The sequence below is a fragment of the Pontibacter ramchanderi genome (assembly GCF_002846395.1).
GTDB classification, from domain to species: Bacteria; Bacteroidota; Bacteroidia; order Cytophagales; family Hymenobacteraceae; genus Pontibacter; species Pontibacter ramchanderi.
Window position 1 is genome coordinate 469,654 of record NZ_PJMU01000001.1, and the last position, 23,589, is coordinate 493,242.

The 23,589-nt window shown below is 49.7% G+C and carries 17 protein-coding genes; 6 read left to right on the plus strand and 11 right to left on the minus strand.

Going from position 1 to position 23,589, the window contains the following annotated elements; translation table 11 throughout:
• Positions 1-12 precede the first annotated feature (12 nt).
• Both BD749_RS02030 and BD749_RS02035 read left to right on the plus strand, forming a co-directional pair.
• Positions 13-1,401, plus strand: coding sequence for a TIGR00341 family protein (locus tag BD749_RS02030; protein ID WP_101442706.1), 1,389 nt, complete (start codon positions 13-15; stop codon positions 1,399-1,401).
• A 7-nt stretch (positions 1,402-1,408) separates the two neighbouring features.
• Positions 1,409-2,263, plus strand: coding sequence for an ion transporter (locus BD749_RS02035; protein ID WP_101442707.1), 855 nt, complete (start codon positions 1,409-1,411; stop codon positions 2,261-2,263).
• On the opposite strand, the gene alr is transcribed toward BD749_RS02035, so the two are convergent.
• The 3 genes from alr to BD749_RS02050 all read right to left on the minus strand — a co-directional run bounded on the left by alr (position 2,253) and on the right by BD749_RS02050 (position 8,669).
• Positions 2,253-3,404, minus strand: coding sequence for an alanine racemase (gene alr / locus BD749_RS02040; protein ID WP_101442708.1), 1,152 nt, complete (start codon positions 3,402-3,404; stop codon positions 2,253-2,255). The two genes, BD749_RS02035 and alr, sit on opposite strands and share 11 nt — an antisense overlap.
• A 7-nt stretch (positions 3,405-3,411) precedes the next feature.
• Complete coding sequence (locus BD749_RS02045; protein ID WP_101442709.1) at positions 3,412-4,584, minus strand: amidohydrolase; 1,173 nt, start codon at positions 4,582-4,584, stop codon at positions 3,412-3,414.
• Positions 4,585-4,706: 122 nt separating this feature from the next.
• Positions 4,707-8,669, minus strand: coding sequence for a PAS domain S-box protein (locus BD749_RS02050; RefSeq protein ID WP_101442710.1), 3,963 nt, complete (start codon positions 8,667-8,669; stop codon positions 4,707-4,709).
• A 562-nt stretch (positions 8,670-9,231) separates the two neighbouring features.
• On the opposite strand from BD749_RS02050, the gene BD749_RS02055 reads away from it, so the two are divergent.
• Positions 9,232-10,335 carry a sensor histidine kinase gene (locus tag BD749_RS02055; protein WP_101442711.1) on the plus strand — a complete coding sequence of 368 codons (1,104 nt, stop codon included), beginning with the start codon at positions 9,232-9,234 and terminating at the stop codon, positions 10,333-10,335.
• A 39-nt stretch (positions 10,336-10,374) separates the two neighbouring features.
• Here the strand turns inward: BD749_RS02055 and BD749_RS02060 are convergent, their stop codons facing one another.
• The 3 genes from BD749_RS02060 to BD749_RS02070 form a co-directional block, all read right to left on the minus strand.
• Positions 10,375-11,733 (minus strand): sigma-54-dependent transcriptional regulator, encoded by a 1,359-nt coding sequence (locus tag BD749_RS02060; RefSeq protein WP_101443584.1) that lies wholly within the window; start codon positions 11,731-11,733, stop codon positions 10,375-10,377.
• 398 nt (positions 11,734-12,131) lie between these two features.
• Complete coding sequence (locus BD749_RS02065; protein ID WP_101442712.1) at positions 12,132-12,977, minus strand: DUF1206 domain-containing protein; 846 nt, start codon at positions 12,975-12,977, stop codon at positions 12,132-12,134.
• 59 nt (positions 12,978-13,036) lie between these two features.
• Positions 13,037-14,326 carry an acetyl-CoA hydrolase/transferase family protein gene (locus BD749_RS02070; protein ID WP_101443585.1) on the minus strand — a complete coding sequence of 430 codons (1,290 nt, stop codon included), beginning with the start codon at positions 14,324-14,326 and terminating at the stop codon, positions 13,037-13,039.
• 228 nt (positions 14,327-14,554) lie between these two features.
• Here BD749_RS02070 and BD749_RS02075 point away from each other — a divergent pair, with 228 nt between their 5' ends.
• Positions 14,555-15,154 carry a DUF4136 domain-containing protein gene (locus tag BD749_RS02075; RefSeq protein WP_180336294.1) on the plus strand — a complete coding sequence of 200 codons (600 nt, stop codon included), beginning with the start codon at positions 14,555-14,557 and terminating at the stop codon, positions 15,152-15,154.
• 127 nt (positions 15,155-15,281) lie between these two features.
• Complete coding sequence (locus tag BD749_RS02080; protein WP_101442714.1) at positions 15,282-16,076, plus strand: thymidylate synthase; 795 nt, start codon at positions 15,282-15,284, stop codon at positions 16,074-16,076.
• Positions 16,077-16,138: 62 nt separating this feature from the next.
• Here the strand turns inward: BD749_RS02080 and BD749_RS02085 are convergent, their stop codons facing one another.
• Both BD749_RS02085 and BD749_RS02090 read right to left on the minus strand, forming a co-directional pair.
• A complete protein-coding gene (locus tag BD749_RS02085) occupies positions 16,139-16,855 on the minus strand; it encodes a 3-ketoacyl-ACP reductase (protein ID WP_101442715.1) in 717 nt (238 codons plus the stop codon).
• A gap of 88 nt (positions 16,856-16,943) precedes the next feature.
• Entirely contained in the window at positions 16,944-18,011 is a 1,068-nt protein-coding gene (locus BD749_RS02090) for an oxidoreductase (RefSeq protein WP_101442716.1), read from the minus strand.
• Positions 18,012-18,402: 391 nt separating this feature from the next.
• Between BD749_RS02090 and BD749_RS02095 the strand changes: the two genes are divergently transcribed.
• Entirely contained in the window at positions 18,403-20,940 is a 2,538-nt protein-coding gene (locus BD749_RS02095) for a SusC/RagA family TonB-linked outer membrane protein (protein ID WP_180336295.1), read from the plus strand.
• A 59-nt stretch (positions 20,941-20,999) separates the two neighbouring features.
• Here BD749_RS02095 and BD749_RS02100 read toward each other — a convergent pair whose 3' ends face one another.
• From BD749_RS02100 to BD749_RS02110, 3 genes are all read right to left on the minus strand, one after another.
• Positions 21,000-21,815 (minus strand): aminotransferase class IV, encoded by an 816-nt coding sequence (locus BD749_RS02100; RefSeq protein WP_101442718.1) that lies wholly within the window; start codon positions 21,813-21,815, stop codon positions 21,000-21,002.
• A gap of 153 nt (positions 21,816-21,968) precedes the next feature.
• Complete coding sequence (dprA, locus tag BD749_RS02105) at positions 21,969-23,090, minus strand: DNA-processing protein DprA (protein WP_101442719.1); 1,122 nt, start codon at positions 23,088-23,090, stop codon at positions 21,969-21,971.
• Positions 23,091-23,108: 18 nt separating this feature from the next.
• Positions 23,109-23,456 (minus strand): MerR family transcriptional regulator, encoded by a 348-nt coding sequence (locus BD749_RS02110; protein WP_101442720.1) that lies wholly within the window; start codon positions 23,454-23,456, stop codon positions 23,109-23,111.
• Positions 23,457-23,589: the final 133 nt, after the last annotated feature.

Below are 23,589 nucleotides of genomic sequence, written 5' to 3' on the forward strand. Positions count from 1 at the left end.
TACTGCCTGTTTATGATTTTTAACTCGCTAAAGAAAGCACTGGACAGTGTGCTCAACATCATCCACGAGACTGATGAGCCCGGCACCATCCGCGAAATATACGATAAGATACCGGTACGCGGCAACAATACCTGGATGCTGATCTGCTCGGCCATGCTGGCCTCCATCGGTTTGGATACGGGCTCCGGAGCCGTTATCATCGGGGCCATGCTTATCTCGCCACTCATGTCGCCCATACTTGGGGTAGGATTGTCAGTCGGTATCAACGACCGCGAAATGTTGTGGGCCTCCGTCAAGAACCTGTCCATTGCAGCGGCCGCTGGCCTGATCGTGAGTACGTTTTACTTTATGATCACACCATTGGGTGAACCAACCAACGAACTACTGGCCCGCACAAAACCCACCCTGCTTGATGTAATGGTCGCCTTCTTTGGCGGTGTGGCCGGTATTGTCTCCATCTCAAGGTCCGATAAGTCAAACGCTATACCTGGTGTGGCTATCGCCACCGCGTTGATGCCACCGCTCTGCACAGCCGGATACGGACTCGCTCTGGGTCGCCTCGACTTTTTCTTCGGAGGGTTTTACCTTTTCTTTATCAATGCCGTTTTTATCAGCCTGGCCACTTTCCTGATCGTGAAGTATCTCAAATTCGACACGAAGCACTACGTGGACAAAGCCACGGAGCGCCGCGTAGCCCGCATTATGGCTGTGGTGCTTTTTGTAGTGGTTTCGCCGAGCGCCTATTTTCTTTACAACATCTACATGAGCGTGCAGACCAAGAAAAAGATTGAGAACCTGATCGTACGTGATTTTGCCAGCCGCAACAACGAGATCATCAAGTGGGAGGTAACCGATACGGATTCGCTGAATATCATCAAGATATATAGCGTCGGAAATCCAGTGCCAGACTCGCTCGTTGTCTACTACAACACCTTGCTGGCCAACAACTCCCTTTCGAAGCACCAGGTTAAACTGGTGCAGCTCGATGTGTCGGCAGAGGATGTGCGCCGCATGGCTTCTGATATAACCAATAACCTGACAAAAGACTTCCTGCGGACAATCGAGATCCAGAAGATGCAGAGCCAGCGAGCCGATAGCCTGATGCGCCTTGCTAATAGCTTTACACCGGTCAGTGCCAGTCGCGAGCTGAAACTCATTTTTCCGGAAATAGACAAGGTGGAAGTGGGAGAGATCGTGTCGGTAGCCGAAAACAAAGCCAGGCTCGACACAGTTATGTTAGTTATGATCGGGTGGAAAAAACCGCAGCCAGCCAATCCGGCGAAGAAAACAGCTGGCGTATTTGTAGACCCGGCCAAGGTAGCCGAATATGAGCAGCGTATACAACAATATATGGCCAGCCGTTTCCGCCGCGACTCAGTAAGAGTATCATCTTCCTTATAAAAAGTTTATGCCGAATCAGAAGAGAGACAGTCTAAAGCGAAGGCTATACAGCATCATATTTGAAGCAGAAACTCCGGCAGGCAGGGCTTTTGATGTTGTGCTGCTCATTTTGATCATGGCAAGTGTAGTGGTGGTGTCATTAGAGAGTGTAGTCAGTTTCAGGAGGAGTTACCTCCATGTTTTTCAAGCACTTGAATGGACTTTCACGATCTTATTCACAATCGAGTATCTGTTGCGCATTTACAGTTCAGCAAAACCTATCCGGTATATTTTCTCTTTCTTCGGCATCATTGATTTACTGGCTATCATTCCGACCTACCTGAGTTTGTTTGTGTTGGGTTCACAATACCTGTTGGTCATACGCGTGTTCCGTTTGCTCCGCATTGCCAGGGTATTCCGCCTGACGCGCTTTGTTAACGAGGGACAGGTACTGTCAAAGGCTTTGCGGGCCAGTTTAACCAAGATAACCGTTTTTCTGGGGGTGGTGCTGATGATGGTGATCGTAGTGGGCGCCCTTATGTATGTGATAGAAGGCCGGCAAAGCGGCTATACCAGTATCCCGATCAGCGTTTACTGGGCCATTGTTACGGTTACGACCGTTGGATTCGGGGATATAACGCCAGTAACGCCAATTGGCCAATTCCTGGCGAGCTGCTTGATGATCACAGGTTATGGCATCATTGCCGTGCCCACCGGCATCGTATCGGTTGAACTGGCCAATGCAGAACGCATGGATACGAACACCCGCGTTTGCCCGAATTGCCACAAAGAAGGCCACCCCAAAAGCGCTAACTTTTGTGACAATTGTGGCTATAAGCTTCACAGTGACCTGGAGCCAGTAGGTAATAGCGCTAATCTATGATCTTTCGGGGGATATTGAGGGGGAGCCTCGTTAGTAACTCGTAATTAAGCTGGGTGCTCAGTTCGGCAAAAGAAGCAACCGTGATGTGCTCATCCCCTTGTTTGCCGAGCAGTACCACTTCATCTTTGAGTGCCACATCCGGTATACCAGTCACGTCCACCATCAGCACATTCATATTCACAATGCCCACCACCGGTGCTCTATGCGCTCTGACCAGCACCTGGCCCTGGTTGCTCAGGCTGCGACTAAAGCCCCAGGAGTAGCCAACAGGTATAGCCGCGATGAGCATATCGCTGTCGGCCTGAAAGCTTTTCCCATAACCAATAAACTCCCCTGCCGGTACTGCCTTCAAACTCATGACATGGCTTTTCCAATTGATCAGGCGCCTCAAGGGGTCGGTGCGGTCGGTGCTTACCCCCATGTAGCGCTGGTAAATCTCCGGGCTCGGCCAGAAACCATACTGCATGATCCCCACCCGCACCATATCCAGGTGCGTTTCAGGGTATGCCATGGCTGCTGCTGAGCAAGCTGTGTGCAGTGTTTTTATTTTCAGACCCAACTGCTTCAGGGTTTGCACCGCCTGGTGGTAGCGGTTTAACTGGTTTGTCACACGGTCGTGGTTCTGGCTGCTTTCAGCTCCGGCAAAATGCGTCGAAACACCTACTACATCAAATGCACCTGGCTGCTTCAGAATAATGGCGGCGGCTTTTTCCAGCTCCCCGGTATCTAAGCCGATGCGATTCATCCCTGTTTCCAAATCCAGGTGGATGCGGGCTGGTTTCTGCAAACGCTGGGCGGCTATACCTGCTGCCTCTAGTCTGTCGAGCGAAAATACATAGAACTCAATATCGTGCGCGATGGCCCAATCCAGTTGTTCATCATCGATGTAACCCATAATGAGTATGGTGGCCTTTTGCGCCAGAACCTGGTATAATCGGTAGGCCTCATCTGCACTAAATACCGAAAAATGATCGACCCCGCAGGTATAGGCCAGCTCCCCGAACTCCTCTATACCATGGCCATAGGCATTGCCCTTGATCACAGAAGAAAAGCGGGTACCCGGTTTAAGCTGCGCCTTAAGAAAAGCCAGGTTATGCTTTAGGGCGGAGCGGCTTATTTCGATATAGGAGCTATGGAACATGAGCCACTTAAGGGTTTAGAACGCTTTCCGCGATTCTATAAAACAGGGAGGCTCCGGCAGGTATAAGCTCGTCCGGAAAATCATAATCGGCGTGGTGCAACTGAGGTTGGTCTATACCTGAGCCGAGTCCAAACAAGGCGCCGCTATACCTGTTCGTCAAATGGCCAAAATCTTCTGACCAACGCATTGGCTGCTGAGACCGCTGGAGTTCCATACCAAGTGATTGAGCAGCTTGCTCCACCGTGTTCACGGCTTCAGTATGGTTGCGCGTGGCAGGAAACTCTTCTACCCATTCCAGTTCGAACTTTAACCCATACTTCACACATATTGACTTAACAGATTCTGTTGCAATACTTTTCAGGTTATTTAGGTCTTCCTGCTCAAAAGCACGGAGAGTTGCCATAACAGTGGCAAAGCCGGGATTGGTACCAAAGGCCACTTCACCCAGCCGGGCATGTACCACTGTAAGCAAAGTGAGATCCTGGAAGTTTTGCTGGTCTCGCACCAGTCCGTTGAAAGTCTGGATCAGCTCACTCATAGCTTGTCCGGGGTTCAGCCCGTTTTCAGGCTCCGCCGCATGCGACTCCTTTCCAAAAAGGTTGACTTTAAGCCCTACCGATGCTGCTGCGAAAGTGTGGGGCTTTGTCAGTACCTGCCCCATGGGGAGGCCCGGTATATTATGCAGGGCAAAGACTAAATCTGGGTTCAGCTTCTGAAAAGCAGGTGATTGCAGCACGGCCCTGGCGCCTGCACCATTTTCCTCCGCTGGTTGAAAAAGTAACACAGCGCGTCCTTTCGCAAGTGGCTGGTGGTGCAGCATGCTGGCGAGTGCAACCAAGATAGCCATGTGCCCATCGTGACCGCATTTGTGACTCACGCCCTTGTGAATGGAGGTATAGGCGAGCTCGTTTTGCTCTATGATCGGGAGTGCATCCAGCTCAGCTCGGAACAGCACAGTCGGTCCGGCACTTGTTTCTTGGCCTTCAAACACAACCGCAAAACCTGTACCTCCCAGGTCTTGCAGCATGTCATGGGGTTTGTATTGTCGTAAAAATTTCTGCAGGGTATGGCTTGTCGCTTCCTCGAGTCCGGATAGCTCAGGGTGTTGGTGCAGGTGGTGGCGCAGCGCGACGATTGCTTTCAGGTCAGGTATGGCGATAGGGGCTAGGGTAGGGGGCATAGGTATAAATGGCATGGCTGTTTAAGGGCTTACGGAGGTTTTGCTCAAAGCTTTACAAAAAAACCTGTCCCGCAGCAGCAACATGCTCGCAGGACAGGCCAATTTTATACTTCTTTACGTGACTACGAGCTTATTTCAGCACAAATTTCGTCAACCACCAGCAGGAGTACCCGGCTTAGCTGGGCAACACCCTCACGCACCGCGGCCAGGTTGGTTTCCTGTTTGGCATTTGTCTCTACAAAACGAACGACCTCCTTCAACGACTCGATCTTCATGGTGTCAATCGTGGACTTCACTTTATGTGCCAGGGCGCTGACCGTTTTCCAGTCTTCCTGCTCCAGGGCCTTTTGCATATCGCGCACCGTTACAGGTATAGTATCAGCAAAAAGCTGGCGGGCACGGTTCATGAAAGCCTCGTTGTTGTGCGACATTTTCTGGATCACCTCCATGCTGTACAGCGGAGCAGCTGGCTCGGGAGCTTCAGGCATAGGATTGGCTGAACCTTTTCCGTGCGATTCACTGCTATTGCGCTTTTCCGGCACCAGACTGGCTATCTTAGCGTACAGCACCTCCGATTCAAATGGTTTGGAAAGGTAATCATTCATACCAGCACTCATGTATTTTTCGGCATCCCCTTTTAAGGCATTGGCAGTCAGGGCGATAATGGGAATGCCTGCTTTTCTCGGGTCAGGCATGGCCCGTATCTGCATGGTCGCGTCGATGCCGCTCAGCTCAGGCATCTGAATGTCCATCAGGATAACATCGTAGTCAGCCTGTTCTACCATCTCGATGGCTTCGAGCCCATTCATGGCCACATCCAGCTGAAAGCCCCATTCCTCCATAATCGCCTGAGCCAGGAAAATGTTCACTTCATTGTCCTCTGCCAGCAGTACTTTTAAAGCACCCAGACTGGAGTAGTCTATCTCAACCGTTTCACTTACGGGGAGCTGCTCCATTTCACTTTTGGGGTATGTGATCATAAAGCGGAAAATACTGCCCCCATCCGGGTTGTCCTCCGCCCAGATGTCACCGCCATGGCGCTCTACCAGGTTTTTGCAGATGCTCAGCCCCAGTCCGGTGCCGCCGTACTTGCGGGTGATGCTGGAGTACGCTTGCGTGAAGCCCTCAAAGATCAGGTCCTTCTTGTCGGCCGGCACACCTATACCTGTGTCGACCACCGCAAATTCAATGGTGAGGGTAGAAGGCGTTTCCTCCAATGTTTTGGCATGCAGGGTCACGCTGCCTTCCTCGGTAAACTTAATGGCATTGTTGAGTAGGTTGAGCAGGATCTGATTCAGGCGGTATGGGTCTCCCTGCAGCAGGGTATGCGGCAGGTCCAAAGTGCCAAGTTGCAGGGCAATATCCTTCTCTTCCGCCTTGTACTTCAAGGTTTGGTAAGCTGCCTGCACCGTCTCTTCAATCCTGAACGGGATCGACTCCAATTCCAGCTTGCCGGCTTCGATCTTGGCCACATCCAGAATATCGTTAATGACCACCAGCAGGTTATCAGCCGACTGGTTAATGATTTTAAGGTAGTTGAGTTGCGTTTCGTCCAGCTGGGTTTTGTGTAGCAGGCCACTCATACCCAATATACCATTCAGCGGCGTCCGGATCTCATGACTCATGTTGGCCAGGAAATTCTCTTTCACCCGGGCCGACTCTTCTGCAGCTTCCTTGGCTTTCTTGAGTTCTCGCTCAGTCTGAATGCGATCAGTTACATCCTGCGCAATACCGATCACGTAGGGTTCCTGCCCGTCTTCACTTACTTTATAGTTCTGATAGCTCAGGAAGCGTTCTTCTTTGTCCTTTCGAAGTACACAGAGGATGCCCTTTGCCACAGCTTTCTCCTCAAACTGCTTCAGGTAATCCGGGAAATACTGCCGGTGAAGCAGCGGGAAGAATTGTTTCAGCTCTTTGCCGATAATCTCTTCCTCGGCATAACCCAGCATTTCGACCAGGTAAGGGTTTACGGAGAGAATAACGCCCTGCATATCGTGCGTACACATATAAGCCTGGCTGTATTTGATCAGCTCGCGGTACTTCTTCTCGCTTTTCTTTAGTGCTTCCTCTGCCAAGCGGCGTTCTGTGATGTCGCGGGAAGAGGACTGAATTTTGACAACATGATTAGCGCTGTCTGTAATAGGTTTAATACTGGTTTCAACCCAAATGTAATAGCCATCGCGGTGCATTTTGCGGTGTTGCACGGTTGTGTTGTGCTTCTGCTCCAGGGCTACTTTGTGCCCCATGGTCTTCACCTTGTGCGCGTCATCCGGGTGAATGATCTCGTAAGCAGACACGCCGATCAGCTCTTCGGGCTTGTAACCGAGCATTTCTTCCACGGCATTGGATACGTACAGGTAGTTACCCTCCGCATCATGCAGGCACACCAGGTCGCGCGAGTTCTCCGAAAGCAATCGGTGTAGTTCCTCGCTCTCCTCCAGGCGCTTGTTGGCAGTGTACTGCTCCGTCACGTTGGTCGATATAGCAAGCACATGCACTTCGCCATCCTTGGTGATCAGGGGCTTTTTGATGGTGTTGAACCAGACCACCTGTCCGTCCGGTAAGGTATAGCTGTCTTGCGAGCGTAATTCCTGGCGCGTTTCGATTACTATTCGGTCGTTTTGGCTATCATGCTGCAGCTCCTGCGGCACATCATGCAGATCCGGTGCTGTTAGATGGAGTAAATCTTCCGGCTTTAAGCCGAACAATGCCGCACATTCCTGGTTGGCCAGCGTAAATCTGCCTTCACTGTCTTTCACATAAATGAGCGTAGGGCTTGTATCGAGCACCAATCTGATGAAGTCGTTCTTTTCTTTTACCTCAATGGCTGCCTTGCGCTCTTCGGTCACATCGCGCACAATGATGAGCACTTTCTCCTCATTATACTTCACAATGCGCCCCTCGTAGTAACGGTCGTGCAGCTCATAGTTGATGGATTGGAGTTGCCCTGTTGCGAGCACCTGCTGTATCAGCTCAAAGGCTTTATCACTCAGGGAGGCGGGGAGCATATCGAAAAGCGTTTTGCCAATGACTTCAGTTGCGTGCACCACATCAAACTGAGCGTGCTCGTTGTGCATCTCCAGGTATACGCCCTGCTTGTCAATGATAAACATCAGGTCAGGTATGGCATCCAGTATGGCGCGAATTTTTGCCTCACTGTTTCTGATCTCTTCCTGGGCCTTGTGCAGATCAGTGATGTTGAGCCCGTGCCCGATTACCAGCCTTACCTCGCCCTGCTCATCTAACACGGGGTTTAGCTTGCGGATATGGTAGCTCACATTACCCTGTTTATCGATGAGCTTTTCCTCAAACGATACCTGCCGGCGCTCTTTCAGGGATTTCTGCAACTGCTTGCCACGGTTTTCTATGCGGTGCAAGGGCACGTTGCGGTAGGCGCAGTACTCTTCGTTGGTTTTATTCAGAATCCATTCGCGCAGGTGAGGGTCCGACACGGCGGCAGGATTCACGAAAATGTAGCGCAGCTTGTTGTCGTAGACGGCTACATCGGAAGGAAGATTATTCAGGATTGCTTCGTAGAATTCCTTCTGCTCAGCCAATTGCTTGTTTTTAAGTCGCAGCTTGGTGGTATCTTCTGCCGAGCCAATGATTTGACTGACTTTGCCATCGGCATTGCGCTTGAAAATAGACTCACGGCAGCACAAAATCCGGCTGGAGCCATCGCTGGCCCGCACGCTATAGGTAATTTCCCGTACCTCGCCATCCTGTGCGCTTAGCATACCCGAAGAATGCTGCAACAGCAGGACCTTGTCTTCCTCTTGCACCACAGACATAAAGAAGTGACCAGCCATGGCGTCCAGGTCCTGCTGCGTATACCCCAGAATTGTTTTGATGCCGTTGTTGAGGTAAATGCTCTTGTTCTGGTCCAGGTCGTAGATGTACACAATCCCCGGCACCATGTTCATGACATTTTGCACAAGCTCGGCTGTGGTACCAGGCTGGGCTGTACGGAGTGATGCAAGCTCGCTGGCAAGTGAAGAAGCCTTTAACTCTGCTTCCTGCCGTGCTTTTTTTTCTTTTTCGAGCTCCTTTTGCAATACTTGCAGCTCGTGTGAAGTATCCATCATGCAATCAATAAAACCCGTGAAATACCAAGCGGATTTACTCGCAAATTATCGCTTTTCAGTGAGGTAACAATCAATTATAGAAGATAATTTAGGTTCAACACGAATATTTTTTGTATAAAAACCTTATACCTAATTCCAGGATTAAAAGAGAAATCTATTAATTCATAGGCACCTTGGGGTATGTTGCCTGCCAGAAATGGTATTTTATAAAGCCTGCAGCTTATGTTATAATTAAACATTTAAGCGACCTTTGCTAACCAAAACAATAAATCAAGGTATAGCTAACTTATTTGCACTAAATTCTTCGGCATTTCAAGGTATAGTTTATCTGTTAAGTAGATTGTGCAGTACTTCCGAATTTATACTAATCCAACAACGACTACCGCGTTAGCCTGATGCGCTCTATATAAGCCCGTTATGGGGCTCAGACTTCCGACTGGTGAAGAAAAGCTACCGTTTACGGAAAAACTGGAGCTTTAGACAGGAACTATAAGTCAATTCCGGTCTGAAGCCGTACATAATCATACGTCCTTATCCTACTTTTTCGATTATCCTTTATCTAATGGATATAAGCAAAGAACTAGAACTGTATCAGTTTGAAAAACTTAACGAGGCGCTTTTTCTACATCATCCGGATGCCATATTCCTGCTCGATCTTCAGGGCAAATTCCGGATGGTAAACGAGAAAGTGTGCGAGATTACCGGGTATACCCGCGGGCAGCTGATCGGCGCGAGCTTCGACCTGCTCATGGAGGCAAGCATGAAAGCCCATACCTGGGCACGCTTCCGAGAAACCACGCAGGATAAACCGCAGCGCTACGAAACAGCTGTTCTTACCAAGGAAGGTGTCCGGCACCTGGACGTTACCAATTTCCCGTTGAAAAACGATAGTCGCGTACTAGCCGTATTTGGCATCGCCAAAGACATTACAGCGAAAAAGCAAAAGGAGATGGAGCTCGAGCGGTATGCGACTTTACTAGAAAACCACAACGACGAGCTTGAAATATTCCGGAAGATTCTTGCCCATGACATGCGGAAGCCTGTCGCAAATGCGCTCGGCTTTGCAAGACTTTTGCAGGGCACACTAAACGAAAGCAAGGAAAAAGAGATCAAGCACTACCTGCTGCATACTGTGGAATTTGTCGATGTGATGCTGCGCGACCTCAATGAATTAATAGCGCTGCAGTCGGCTGGCCATATGAGCAAAGAGGTAGTCGACGTTGGCAAAGTCTTAAAGCGGACCGTCAACTTTTTCCAGGAAGAGATCAGGCAAACGGGGACTACCGTAGCGTGGCATGTTGCCGAAAATACCCGGATCTGTACCATTAAGGCATACCTCCAAAGTATCATCCGCAACCTGATCTCTAATGCATTGAAGTACAGAAGCACAGAACGGAAACCCACAATTGAAGTGGTAGCACAGTTGCAAAAGGACGTCCTGATCATTCAGGTTACAGACAATGGCATTGGTATGGACCTGCACGCCATGGGGCAGGAGTTGTTCCAGATGCATCGCCGTTTTGCCCCCAAAGCGGCAGAGGGCAATGGGCTTGGCCTCTACATCGTAAAGCAGCAAGTTAAATTGTTGGGCGGCCAGATCACCGTCAAGAGCGAAATAGACAAAGGCAGTACCTTCACCATTACACTCCCCGACAAGGAATCCTGACTAACTCCCGAGATACCGGAAAATAAAAACCTGATACTACTACTTTACTGTGAGTTCCTGACTCTGGATCATCCGGTAAATTGTCGATTTGCCAATGTCGAGTTTATCTGCCACGAGGAGCACATTGTAATCATACCGGTCCAGGAAGCGCTGAATTATGGCTGTGGTATACTCTTTCAGGCTGCGCTCTTCGGCCAGAAAATCTTTGTCGGTATGGCTGGCGGAGAAATTGATGTCCTGTTCCTGTATAGTGTCTTCATCGGCCAGCACCACGGCCAGCTCCACCAAGGCCTTCAACTCGCGCACGTTGCCCGGGAAAGCGTAGGAGAGGAGCTTTTGCTGCGCTGCAGGCGACAAATGCTTGCGGCCCAGTCCATTCTCTTTGGCAAATGCGTCGATAAAAAACTTGGCCAGCACCAGAATATCACTGCCTCTTTCGCGCAGCGGCGGCAATTGGATGGGCAGTCCCAGCAGGCGGTAGTACAGGTCTTCCCGAAAACGGCCCTTTTTCACTTCTTCTGCCAGGTTTTTGTGGGTAGCAACAATTATACGCACATCCACTGGCACTACCGAGTTGCCGCCCACTCGGGTGATCTCTTTTTCCTGGAGAACACGCAGCAGCTTGGATTGCAGACTAATGTCCAATTCACCAATTTCATCCAGAAAGAGGGTGCCTTTGTTGGCTTCCTCGAACTTTCCTAAACGACGGGACACGGCACCGGTAAAGGCGCCTTTTTCATGACCGAACAGTTCGCTTTCGATGAGTTCGCGCGGGATGGCTGCCACGTTCACAGCCACATAGGGCGCTTTCTTGCGGGGACTATTGTAGTGAATGGCCTTGGCAACAAGTTCCTTGCCCGTTCCTGTCTCGCCGTGTATCGATACCGTGATATTGGTTTTAGAAGCTTTGTCCATCAGGTTGAACACCTTTTTGATAGCGTCGCTGTTACCAATGATCACTTTGCCGAAGTCGTATTTCTGACCGATCTCTTCTTTCAGGTGGTCAATCTCCTCACGCAGCGACACATTCTCCCTTATCTTGTTGATCGTGTTCCAAAGCCGCTCCGGCGTGTCTTCGTCTTTAACTATGTAATCGTAAGCGCCTAGCTTGAGCAGGTCCACGGCTGTGGCTACATCTTCCTGACCAGAAATGACTACGACCTGAACATCCGGGCTCATTTCCTTGATGCGACGGAGCACTTCCGCCCCGTTTTTGTCTGGAAGGGAGTAATCCAGCGTTACGACATTGGGCCGCAGGTGCATGTTGGCCAGACAGTCATTGGCAGAGTGAAACTTTTTGATTTCATAGTCCGGGTTTAACGAGAGGTGGTACTCGAGCAGCTCGCTATACCATATATCGTCATCCAGGATAAATATTTTAAATGAACCGTTTGTCATCAGGCAGTCGGATAGTTCCAAAATTTGAGTCAAATATAACTGAAAAGTTATATCCTATTAACAGAATCCGGTTCAAATTTGGTTTAACCGTTTCGCTCAATTAACATTTCGAAATAATGTTATAATCTGCCACGGTTCAGTACTTACCACTTCGTAGATGTGCCTACTTATCCCTTATTTCCACGTCTAAAAAAGTTAATGCTGCATTTGGATCTGCTTCCCTTTTCAAGCCCTTTCCCAGTATGTTTAGATGATCATGACTTTTAGCGCAAACGTTCAGGTATAGCCAGGGCAGAAGTTTTAAAGATCAGGAAGCGATCAGGTGCCGCCAAAACAATAAGCTATTATAGCAGACGATATTTTAGACAAGTAGCCGAACATGCATAGACGAAACCAGGCTATACCTTGGCACTGATCACCTCGCATTTGGCTCTCACGAACATAAACACCCCATAACAGATCAGCCCTAAGGCCAGGATTCCCAGCAGGTAAGATCCGTAGGAGGCCTCTTCCAGAAACTGAAAAGCCTGTGAACTGCTGCCAGCTTCGCGGAAATTGGACTTCAGGGCGGCGCGTAAGAGCAGGAAACCGATGATCAGCCAGACTGTGCCCCTCGCGATATAACCTACTAACCCGGCACGAACCAAGGATTTCCTGATTTCAGGTTTCAGTTTCTGTGCCTGCACCTTCTTCATGTACTTACCCGAATAGGCCCGGTAGAACTGGTAAATTCCCATAATCATGGTCCCGATCGCCACTGCCCCCAGCAACCACTGCCCAAAAGGCTGCGACAGCAGCTCGCGGGCCAGCGTCTGACGGGAGTCTGTGCCACTTCCTCCGCCACCGTTGCCAAGCAGCAATTGGCCAGCCGTGAAAGCGAGTGCTCCGTAAACCGCACCGCTAAACGCATAGCCGATACGCTTGCCAATCCCTTTCGCGTCAGTGCCTTTTTCCTCGGTGTCGCCAAAGGCCTGAATAAAGCGCCATAAGGTATAGCACAGCATGCCGACGACCACAATGGCGAGGAGTACCTTGCCGTAAGGCTGCTCCAGTATAAATTGAAAAACACCGGTTTTACCGGCACCTTGCTCGGTCTGGCCACCCAGCTCGAAAGCCGCCATAAAGGCCAGCGCCCCAACCAGGCAATAAACTATTCCTTTAGCGATCAAGCCAACACGGGCGAAGCGCACCACCCATTCAGGACGGGGGGTAGGTATACGGGAAGGTGAGATAGAAATATCCATAAGACATATACTTAACCTTCCCATACACGCAAACCCGAAACGAAGGTTTAGTATCGAGCCTATAAGTTTTTGAACCGCTTATACGCTTCTTCTTCCAGCCGGTCGCGATGATCCGGGTGGGCGATCCCGATCAAGGCTTTGGCGCGCTGCCGCAGGTTTTTGCCATACAGGTAGGCCACGCCGTATTCCGTTACCACATAATGCACGTGGGCGCGGGTCGTCACAACACCTGCGCCCTGGTTAATATAAGGCGTGATGCGAGAAATCCCTTTGTTGGTGACCGAGGGCAGGGCAATAATCGGCTTGCCGCCTTTAGATAGCGCCGCGCCGCGGATAAAGTCCATCTGCCCACCTATACCTGAAAACTGGTAAGTGCCAATAGAGTCAGACACCACCTGGCCTGTCAGGTCGATCTCGATGGCACTGTTGATGGCGGTGACTTTCGGGTTGGAGCGGATCACGGTCACGTCGTTCACGTAATCAGAGCTCAGCATGGTGATGAGCGGGTTGTCATCCACAAAATCATAGAGCTCGCGGTTACCCACAATAAAGCCGGTTGCAATCCGGCCGGGGTGCTTCTTTTTAAATTCGTTTGTAATGACTCCTTGCTGCACCAGCGGCAATACCCCGTTCGAAAACATCTCGGTATGGATGCCCAGCCCTTTGTGATTGGTCAGGCTCTTGAGCGTAGCGTCAGGTATAGCACCAATACCCATCTGCAAAGTTGCGCCGTCTTCCACCAGCTCCGCAATATAGCGGCCGATCGTTTCCTCGGTACTTGTGATACGCGAACTGTAGTCTACTTCCGGCAGCGGTTCGTCCACAGCCACCAGTGCATCGAAACGGCGAATGTTGATGAGGGCATCGCCGTGGGTGCGCGGCATTTGGGGGTTTACCTGCGCGATAACGTGCTGCGCGCTGATAACGGCCTGGCGGGCAATGTCTACCGAAACACCGAGCGAGCAAAAACCGTGGCGGTCAGGCGGCGAAACGTGTACAATGGCTACGTTGAGCGGCATGATGCCGGAGCGGAACAGGTTAGGGATTTCGCTCAGGAAAATAGGCACATAGTCGCCACGTCCACTGTTGACAGCTTCGCGCACGTTCGCAGACACAAAGAGCGAATTGATATAAAAAGCATCGCTGCACCGTTCGTCGGCGCAAGGCATGTCTCCAAAAGTAGAAATACTCACCAGCTCCACATTCCGTAATTCGTCTGCCCGCTCGGCCAGTTTGTGCAGCAAATACTGTGGCGTGGCAGCGCTGCCATGTACAAACACGCGGTCGCCGGATTTGATCACGGAAAGCGCTTCTTCAGCAGAGGTGTACTTCAAAACAGGTTGATCCATGGTTTCTTTGTTTTTGAGTGTCATTTTTGGGCGTATCGCTTAACTTACGGCATGCCTGACGCTCGGTTTGAATTGCCTCCAAAATCGGGGACATGTTTATTTATTCGCAAAAGAATATATAATTTTGAAAGTAAGCTATGATTATTGTCATCCTTAAACCCAGGCACCCGTAAGGAGGGGAGAAAAGAAGCCCCTGCCAATTCACACCCAACATCATCTATGAAAAACATGAACCTGAAACTGTCATCGGCGCTATACTTCATGCTGGGCGCTATCCTTTTAAGCAGCTGTGTCGCCACTTCCGGCATTGACCACACCACAAGCATCAGTTCATCTGAAGGCGTATTGTCAAACAAAACAACCTACGCCTGGTACCAGCCTAAGCCGACAGCGACGGCCGCCTATGGTCCTGGTTTCGACAAAAGCCTGCACGAGCACCTTTTAAAAGCGGTAGAAGAAGAATTGCAGGCCAAGGGCTACACCAAGACTTCTGTAAACCCTGACATGCTAGTGGCTTACGATGTAAGTGTATCGGTGCCGGATGCCATGGACAAACCGGAGCTTTACGGACCCGGATTCGGGTATAGCTATGCCTACATGAGTGGCTACAGGTATAGCTATGGCAATGCTGCCCTGCCTGGCCACCGTGCCGTAGACCTTTTTAAGCAAGGAACACTTATATTGGATATAATCGAACCACGATCGAAGCAACTACTGTGGCGCGGCTGGACGGAAGGAGCCTTTAATAGTTTCGATGCAGGCTATGGCAAGGTCAAGAGCCAGGTCGAGCGAATCGTAAACCGCATGCCGAACGCCGCAAAGCCGTAGTCTACACTCGGATATTTAAGCCTGCTTGCGGTACAGCTGGACCGCAGCATTTAAAAGGAATAGCTTTTTTTCCTGACTAACTTTACCCTATATTTAATCCACTTAACAGAATAAAGCCCTATACCTCATGAAACAGTACCTAGACCTGATGCAGCATATCCTCGACAAAGGGGTGAAGAAAGAAGATAGAACCGGCACGGGCACACTGAGTGTATTTGGCTACCAGATGCGTTTCAACCTGGCAGATGGCTTTCCGTTGGTGACCACAAAAAAGGTGCACCTTAAGTCCATAATACACGAGCTGCTCTGGTTCCTGAAAGGGGAAACGAACATTGCCTACCTGAAGGAGAACGGGGTTACGATTTGGGATGAGTGGGCAGATGCAAACGGCGACCTGGGACCGGTGTACGGCTCGCAGTGGCGCAGCTGGCCAACGCCTGACGGCCGCCATATCGACCAGATCACGCAAGTATTGAACCAGCTGAAAAACAGCCCGGACTCGCGACGTATCATAGTAAGTGCCTGGAACGTAGCCGAGATCGAAAACATGAAACTACCGCCTTGCCATGCCTTCTACCAGTTTTATGTTGCTGAGGGCAAACTGAGTTGCCAACTATACCAGCGCTCCGCCGATGTATTTTTGGGCGTACCTTTCAATATTGCCTCATATGCGCTGCTGGTGCTGATGATGGCGCAAGTGACTGGGCTGGAGCCAGGGGAGTTCATCTGGACAGGAGGGGATACGCACTTGTATCTGAACCACCTGGAGCAGACGCAATTGCAGCTGACGCGTGAGCCGCACCAGCTGCCCACCATGCGCCTAAACCCGGACGTGCAGGATATCTTCGACTTCAAATTCGAGGACTTTCAACTGGAGAACTATGTATCGCACCCCAGCATAAAGGCACCTGTTGCGGTATAACCAGCTAAGGTATAGCCAGATAATACAAAAGGCCCGAAGTTAAACTTCGGGCCTTTTGTGTGTTACGGATTTGTAGACCAGATGCCGGCCTCTTTGATAAACACGCGGCGGTTGAGTTTCAGCTGCGCCACGATCAGTTCGGCAAAATCCTCTGGCTGCATAACGCGGTCCGGATTTCCGTCTGTTAGTTTCAGCTCGAGGGCCATGTCGGTAGCCACCGTGCTCGGTGTGAGAGTGGTCACGCGAATGTTGTGCTTGCGCACTTCTTGCATCAGCGATTCTGACAAACCGATCAATCCAAATTTTGATGCGCTGTAGGCACTGGTTAGCGGTGCTCCACGCTGACCGGCAGTAGAAGAAATGTTGATGATATCACCGGTCTGACGCTCGATCATTTCTGGCAGCACGGCACGGGTTACATAGTACACACCCATCAGGTTAACGCGGATGATGTTTTCCCAGTCTGTAGGCTCCAATTCCAGGAACTTGCCAAACTTAGCTATACCTGCGTTATTGATCAGAATATCGATCGGGCCAAGCTCAGCACCAAGCTGCTTTACCGCCTTGTTCACAGACTTCAAATCTGTTACATCAGCAGTAGCCACGGCCGCTTTAACACCCGCTTGACGAACTTCTGCTGCTACCTCTTCGAGTTGCGCCGTGGTGCGGGCCACCAGCCCTACGTTTACGCCTTCGTTGGCCAATGCTATGGCTATAGCACGACCTATACCTTTACCTGCGCCTGTGATCAGGGCAGTTTTTCCTTTTAGTGATTCCATAATGAAAGCTAATAATGTTTGTAGCTACAAATATACTACTGAAAGTGGTAAAGGTTGGTATACTATACCTGAAAGCACAATACGATTGTTACAGGTTGAAGGGAAGAACACGCTTCTCTTGGCTGCTTTGCATGGCCAGTTCAATTACCCGGATGGTATTTCGGGCCTGCTCCGGTTTTACTTCCAGCTCAGCTATACCTTTTATGGCATCGCGCACACTCTCATAAAAACCACGGTAGTCGCCGACCTCACTTTGAATCTTGCCCACCAGTCGCTGCCCCTGCACCTCAGTGTCCAGCTTCCCCCAGATTTCTTCCGGTTCAGTACCCCAATCAGCGGAGGCGGCAGGCGAGAGCCCCTGTTTAAGCGCGGCTTCCTGTACATCCAGGCCGTACTTTACAAAAGAGCCTTTGTCGCCTGAGAGGATAAAACGTGGTCCCGGTTGCCTCACCAGCATGCCTGCCTTTAAAATTGCTTTCAAGCCACTCTTATAATAGAGTGCCACATCGAAGCTGTCGATAATCTCACCGCCGCTACGCTGTGCGCGCAAATCTGCATAGATGGACTCCGGAGTTCCGAAAAGCACCAGAGCCTGATCGATCAGGTGAGAACCCAGGTCATACAGTATACCTGTGCCGGGCTGCGTTTCTTCTTTCCAGGTGCCAGTGGCAGGTATAGGACGGAACCGATCGAAATGGGCCTCATACTCGACCAGACGACCTAGTAGTTCGCTTTTGAGCAGTTTCTGAATGGTTCTAAAATCGCTGTCCCAGCGGCGGTTCTGGTAGGCAGTTAGCAGTTTTCCCTTCCCTTTGGCTAGATCTATCAGCTCGGTAGCCTGTCGGGAAGTGACGGTAAACGGCTTCTCCACCACCACATGCTTACCGGCCTGCAGAGCGGCTTTGGCTAGATCGTAATGTGTTTCGTTGGTGGTGGCTACGATAACCAGGTCGATGTCAGGGGCATGCAAGATGCTGGCAGTTTCTGAAACCACCTCTGTAGCAGGGTATAGCTCCCTGGCCAGCGAAACGCTTTCCGGTCTATTGGCTTTAATTTTGCTGAGTTTGAGGCCTTCAACGGCCGATAGGATCGGGGCATGAAACACCCTGCCCGCCATACCAAAACCCAATACTCCAACTGATAATTGTCTTTTCATGATGTTATGTTCAACTTAAACAACGCGACTATCTAGTAGAAGTTTGATGGACTGAACCTGAAAGATCCGTTAAACTTACTCCAGCTACAAAGTAGCCACTTGTACACTACCTCAAAGCCATACCTTTATCATAGATACTGCTCTCCGTCTATACCTTCTGAATGTTCAGGGGCATACCAGTCCTTCTAGAGCGTTATAGCTGATTCGGTTGTTAGATGCCTATTAATTTAAATAATGTGATTGATATCTAGAAAAAGCTATTTTAGTAAAATATTCGATACTTAAATCTAAATTCTTGAAACAACCTTTACTATCCTTTACCAAATTAATAAAGGTCGGGGGAACTGCGATAGCTACCTTATGGGCCGTAAGCTCCCATAGCCAGTCCGCTTTGCCGGACTCTGCTAATACAAGCCAAGAGACCAGAAGCTCGGCAATAGCACAACAGGTGCCGAAAGAACAGCTCAACAAGGGGTTGGTCTATAATACAGAGCAGTTGCTGATAGGGCAGTTTGCCGGGTTACGCCTTGTGCCTTCCGGAGGATCACCTGGTACGGGAGCGGAAATGGTAATGCGATCAGGCACTTCGCTGCTTGGCAACAATAGCCCTTTAGTTGTTATTGACGGTGTTTTACTGGATCCTTTTAGTCATTCGCTTCATGCAAGCAACCTGAGTTGGCTGAATGCCGAGGATATTGCTACTGTTTCGCTGTTGAAAGATGCCGCTGCGACAGCTCTTTACGGCGGAGCAGCCGCCAATGGTGTCCTGATAATCACGACAAAATCAGGGAGAACGAGTGATAAAATGCGGCTACTATACAACGCAACGGGTTCGGTGTCAAGCCTGCGTAAGAAAGCTGACATTTTTTCTGCGGCGGATTTCAGAGAACTGATTCGTGAGCGATACACGGACCAACAGCACCTGCTGGGCGATTATGACACAGACTGGCAGGACGAGATTTACCGGACTGGCTTCAGCATGATGCACAACCTGAACCTGAGCGGTGCCTTAGGCACCGTTCCGTATCGCATAGCAGCCGGTCAGGTAAACCAAAATGGTATTTTAAAGGCCACTCGGTATAAGCGCAACTCACTGGCAATCAATCTGCAGCCTAGCCTGTTACAGAAGCACCTGACCTTCAACCTTTCGTTGCACAGCTCCGGGCAGGCGTTACGTTTGGCAGATGAGCGGGCTATACCTGCAGCGATGGCTTTTGATCCCACTCAGCCCGTGTATGCTGATAACAATTTTGGGGGCTATTTTACGCACACCCGTCCGGATGGCTCTGCCATTGGCAGCCAGATCAACCCGGTAAGTTTGCTGGAGCAGAAGGAGAACAGGGAAGAAATTCAAACGCTCTATGGTCAGGCACATATGCAGTACCGCCTTCACTTCCTACCTGTATTAACAACCAATTACAGGTATGCTCACGTCAAATCAGCAGGTGATTACCGTAGCGAGGTCTATCCTGAAATGGCCTACCGTCAGAATAGTCCTATTGATCTAATTACGCATCGCCTTAAATCAGATGTTACTTATTATGAAACATTTGTCACCCTTGATCAGGCTATACCAGCTATAAGCAGCATGCTCGATTTGAAAGTTGGCCTATTAAAGACCAAGCGGGAGAATGAATCGAAATCTACAGAAGAAAACAAGAATGAATTAATTTATTCTCGTGGAAAGCGTATCACTACAAAGCAGGAAAACCTAAGTTATTATGGCAGCCTAGGCTATACCTTGCATAGCCGCTATACCTTAAAAGGTTCTTTCCGGAACCTGTCTGATGTAAATTATGACGAGGACATTCTTCGCCAACGGTCAATAGCGCTTGGTATTGACTGGGACATAAAGAAAGAGTCTTTTTTAGCGAGTACTGACGTCATTTCACTTCTCAAATTTAGATTGGACGTAGGTTGGTTCAGCAAAGTGGATGAACCCAATAGATTTAGAACTGCCTTATGGACGCCGGTGCAGGGCAACCCGATTGACTACGGATTTGCTGGTCCGCAAAGTTTGGTGGACACAGAAAGAACACGCCAAAAGAGCATAGGGCTTGACTTTGGTCTGATGGACAACAGGCTATCAGGTAACCTCGGTTATTTCCAAACTAAGTCGAGTGACCTTTTTATACCATTTAGATATTCAGTAGGCAGTGGCTACGGCTCCAGTTACCTGGCAGTTGGAGGCCTCAGCGTAAGCGTTTTAGAAACAGCTCTCCATTATCATGTTGTTCAGAAAGGCAGTGCCAACTTGAAGCTGGGGTTGCATACTACAGTTGCCAGAAACGAAGTGACCAGCATCGGGGATTTCGTGCATAAGTATACTTTCTCTGACAATGATTATGGCCTGGCACTTGTTAAGGGTGAGCCCGCCCAAGTGTTTGATTTGTATAGACACCTCTATGATAGCAATGGCAAACCCATACAGGGAGGCTATGACAGGAGCAAATATGGTTATGCTATAAAGTATCCAATGGGCTCGAGCCAACCTAAGCTATACTATGGCATTAGTTCCGAGGGCGCCTATGGAAGGTGGGATATGTCTTTGCTTTTGCGTGGTGCGGCTGGTAACCAGGTGCATAATCGCGCGAATGCCCAACGCAGTTGGCTATACGCCAACGATCAAATGGAGTACCTGTCCAATGCTAACAGAAGTTATCTGGCGACAGGTTTGATCAGTGCACATACTGAATCAAGCCATTTTCTTGAGAAAGCCTCTTTCCTTCGCATGGAATATTTGCAACTTGGATACAACGCTGGGAGAGTTCTAGGCAATAAAATGGAAATGCGGGTTAATGCCACGGCACAAAATGCCTTTGTACTGGCCAGGTATAGCGGGCAGGATCCGGAAGTCGCCAATGGCATCGACAGAGGTCACTATCCACAGCCCCGCACCTTTTCACTTGGCTTAAACCTAACACTTTAAGAGGTATAGATTAGTCTGCCGCTGTTCAGGGGCGGACTTTTTCTGATTTTATAAGTTGGCTATACCTGAAGTTCTGCTCTCATATTTTGCAGCCAGTCGTTGCAGCTTGGCAGTGTGTGTGTATCTATTTCCTTCATACTTCTTATACCTGTCACATTCGTACTAAATACCATATCGGCTTGCAATAACTCGTCAGGTGCTGCCAATACTTCTTGTACGGCTATACCTTTATTTTGGCACCAGCGCAAAATATTTCTCCTCAATATTCCATTCACGCAGCCAGTGTCTACTGTAGGTGTATAAAGTACACCATCCTTTAGCCAGAAAATATTAGAGGAGATTAACTCCGCTACATGGCCTTGTGCATTAAGTAAGAGTATGTCGTCTAAGTTCCTATTCTGCTTCTCTATTCCTGCCAGTACATAAAGTGGTGCATGAGGGCCTTTAAAATGGGAGAGGGGCGATAAACAGGTTCTTGCCATCTGGCTGATGCCTACTTTTATACTTGTGTAAGGTATAGGCTGGGTAGGCGCTGCAGTTGCCAGCCATTCGATATCATTTGTATGAGGGGTATACAAACCCTCACCCGCCCGCCATACCTTCAATTTCAGGCGACCAAAATTGGCTGCATTTCGCTGCCTGGCCAATTGCAACAAATTCTCTTCAAGCTCCTCGCCCCAAAAATAATCAGGTATAGCCAAGTAAAGAGCCGCCGCCGCTTCTCGTATGCGTGCTTTGTGGTCGTTCCAAAAACGCAGTTTGCCATCCACGACCATGATTGTTTCAAAAAAGCCATCATTGTACTGAAATGCCCGATTCGAGATAGGCAGCTGCAGATCTTGACGCGGCAGAAAATCATTGTTGAAGAGAAGCAAGGGAGTTTGGAAGTTTAGGAGTTAGAGAGTTTAAGAATTTGAGAGTTGTTAATCCATACTGTCATCTTGTAAAAAGCTTGGTGGCAAGTTGCAGTGGCTTTTGAAGCTGGCGACCAAGATTCCTACTGAATAACATAAGGTTAGAGCTTATTTCTATCGTATCAGGGCAAACCGTTTACCTGGCATGGCTTTTACCATCCCTTTAAATTCAAGTGACAGCAGCACGGAGGCCAGTTGACTTATAGGTACTTGTGATTTCCAGCCCAGGTTATCCATTTGCTCTTCACCGGACTGGATCAGCACTTGCAGCACCTGCATTTCCTCCGCTGTGAAGTCAGCCGGGTCGAGGGCAGGTATAGCAGCGGCTCGTTTAGAGGCCAGTTTATCTTCCACATCCCAGTTGAGCAACTCAATCAGGTCTTGTGTGGAGGTCAGCACAGCAGCTTTGTGGGACTTGATCAGCCAGTTGGTCCCCTCCGACATAGGGGAGTTGATGTTGCCGGGTACGGCCATTACTTCCTTGTCGTAGCTATGTGCGATGTCGGCGGTAATCAGGGTGCCACTTTTGAAAGCTGCCTCGATCACGATGGTGCAGTCCGACATGCCGGCGATAATGCGGTTGCGGGCCGGAAAGCGGGGTGCGTCGGGTTTAGTACCAAAGGTGTTTTCGGTGATCACACCGCCCTGCTCCAGCATCTTCTCTGCGTATTTCTTATGTACCCCAGGATAGATCGTGTCGGGCCCGGAGGCCATTACGCCAATGGTGGGTAATCCTGCCTGCAGTGCAGCCCGGTGAGCGGCAATGTCAATGCCGTAGGCCAGACCGCTTACGATCATGACATTGTAGGGCTTCAGGTCTTCGACAATTCGTTCGGTTATACCTTGCCCATAACTCGTTGGTTTACGGGTTCCTACAATGCTAATAATGCGGCGATGGTTTAAGTCGGAATTGCCCCGAAAGTAGAGGAGGGGCGGCGCGTCTGGTAATTGCTTTAGTCGATTTGGGTAATGCGGCGAGGTATAGAACAGTAATTTTACCTGCTTGTCTGAAGCTTTCTTCAGCACTTCATCCGCTTCCAGCAATGCCTGACGACCGTTATCCCGTATGCTCTTGGCCACTCGTTCACCCACACCCGGCACTTTCATCAGCTTCGGCACAGGCGTATCAAACACGGCCTTGGCCGAGCCGCAATAGCTCACCAGCACCTTCGTCAGCTGGTCACCGACGTAAGGCAAAAACGAAAGGGCAACTTCAAACTGGGCTTCGTGAGACATGCACCAAGGTACGCAGGCTTAGCTTTTGGTGTTCAGCTGTTCTTTTATACCTACCAGGAAAGAACGCACTTTTTCGAGCGAATTGATTATCTCGATCTTGTCCTTGGTCTGCACTGATTTGTTCTTCAGAACCTCCTTAGCGCCCTGTATTGTAAAACCACGCTCTTTTACCAGATGATAAACCGAACGCAGTTCTTCAATGTCCTTGGCCGTGTACTGGCGGTTGCCTTTTTTATTTTTCTTGGGCTTAAGTTGCTCAAACTCGGTTTCCCAGAAGCGGATCAGCGAGGGAGCAACGTCAAAGATGGCAGCTACTTCACCGATGGTGTAGTACTGTTTTTCGATTTCTTTCTCTTTATAAGGCATGGCGTCGGTTTCAAGGTATAGGGGCACAGCACTAATTTTCGGGTATAGCACGCACAATTACGGCTAAAATTGCTACTTTTGCCCTAATGCAGGCCCGCGTAAGCAATGCCCGAAGGGGCTGTTTCTGTAAGGC

Bases quoted from the DNA above. Each gene is read 5' to 3' on its own strand.
- dprA (WP_101442719.1), bottom strand. From the start codon at position 23,090: ATGTCTCACGAAGCCCAGTTTGAAGTTGCCCTTTCGTTTTTGCCTTAC.
- BD749_RS02085 (WP_101442715.1), bottom strand. From the start codon at position 16,855: ATGGAATCACTAAAAGGAAAAACTGCCCTGATCACAGGCGCAGGTAAA.
- alr (WP_101442708.1), bottom strand. From the start codon at position 3,404: ATGTTCCATAGCTCCTATATCGAAATAAGCCGCTCCGCCCTAAAGCAT.
- BD749_RS02110 (WP_101442720.1), bottom strand. From the start codon at position 23,456: ATGCCTTATAAAGAGAAAGAAATCGAAAAACAGTACTACACCATCGGT.
- BD749_RS02035 (WP_101442707.1), top strand. From the start codon at position 1,409: ATGCCGAATCAGAAGAGAGACAGTCTAAAGCGAAGGCTATACAGCATC.
- BD749_RS02070 (WP_101443585.1), bottom strand. From the start codon at position 14,326: ATGGATCAACCTGTTTTGAAGTACACCTCTGCTGAAGAAGCGCTTTCC.
- BD749_RS02075 (WP_180336294.1), top strand. From the start codon at position 14,555: ATGAACCTGAAACTGTCATCGGCGCTATACTTCATGCTGGGCGCTATC.
- BD749_RS02065 (WP_101442712.1), bottom strand. From the start codon at position 12,977: ATGGATATTTCTATCTCACCTTCCCGTATACCTACCCCCCGTCCTGAA.
- BD749_RS02030 (WP_101442706.1), top strand. From the start codon at position 13: ATGATTTTTAACTCGCTAAAGAAAGCACTGGACAGTGTGCTCAACATC.
- BD749_RS02080 (WP_101442714.1), top strand. From the start codon at position 15,282: ATGAAACAGTACCTAGACCTGATGCAGCATATCCTCGACAAAGGGGTG.
- BD749_RS02045 (WP_101442709.1), bottom strand. From the start codon at position 4,584: ATGCCCCCTACCCTAGCCCCTATCGCCATACCTGACCTGAAAGCAATC.
- BD749_RS02060 (WP_101443584.1), bottom strand. From the start codon at position 11,733: ATGACAAACGGTTCATTTAAAATATTTATCCTGGATGACGATATATGG.
- BD749_RS02090 (WP_101442716.1), bottom strand. From the start codon at position 18,011: ATGAAAAGACAATTATCAGTTGGAGTATTGGGTTTTGGTATGGCGGGC.
- BD749_RS02055 (WP_101442711.1), top strand. From the start codon at position 9,232: ATGGATATAAGCAAAGAACTAGAACTGTATCAGTTTGAAAAACTTAAC.
- BD749_RS02050 (WP_101442710.1), bottom strand. From the start codon at position 8,669: ATGATGGATACTTCACACGAGCTGCAAGTATTGCAAAAGGAGCTCGAA.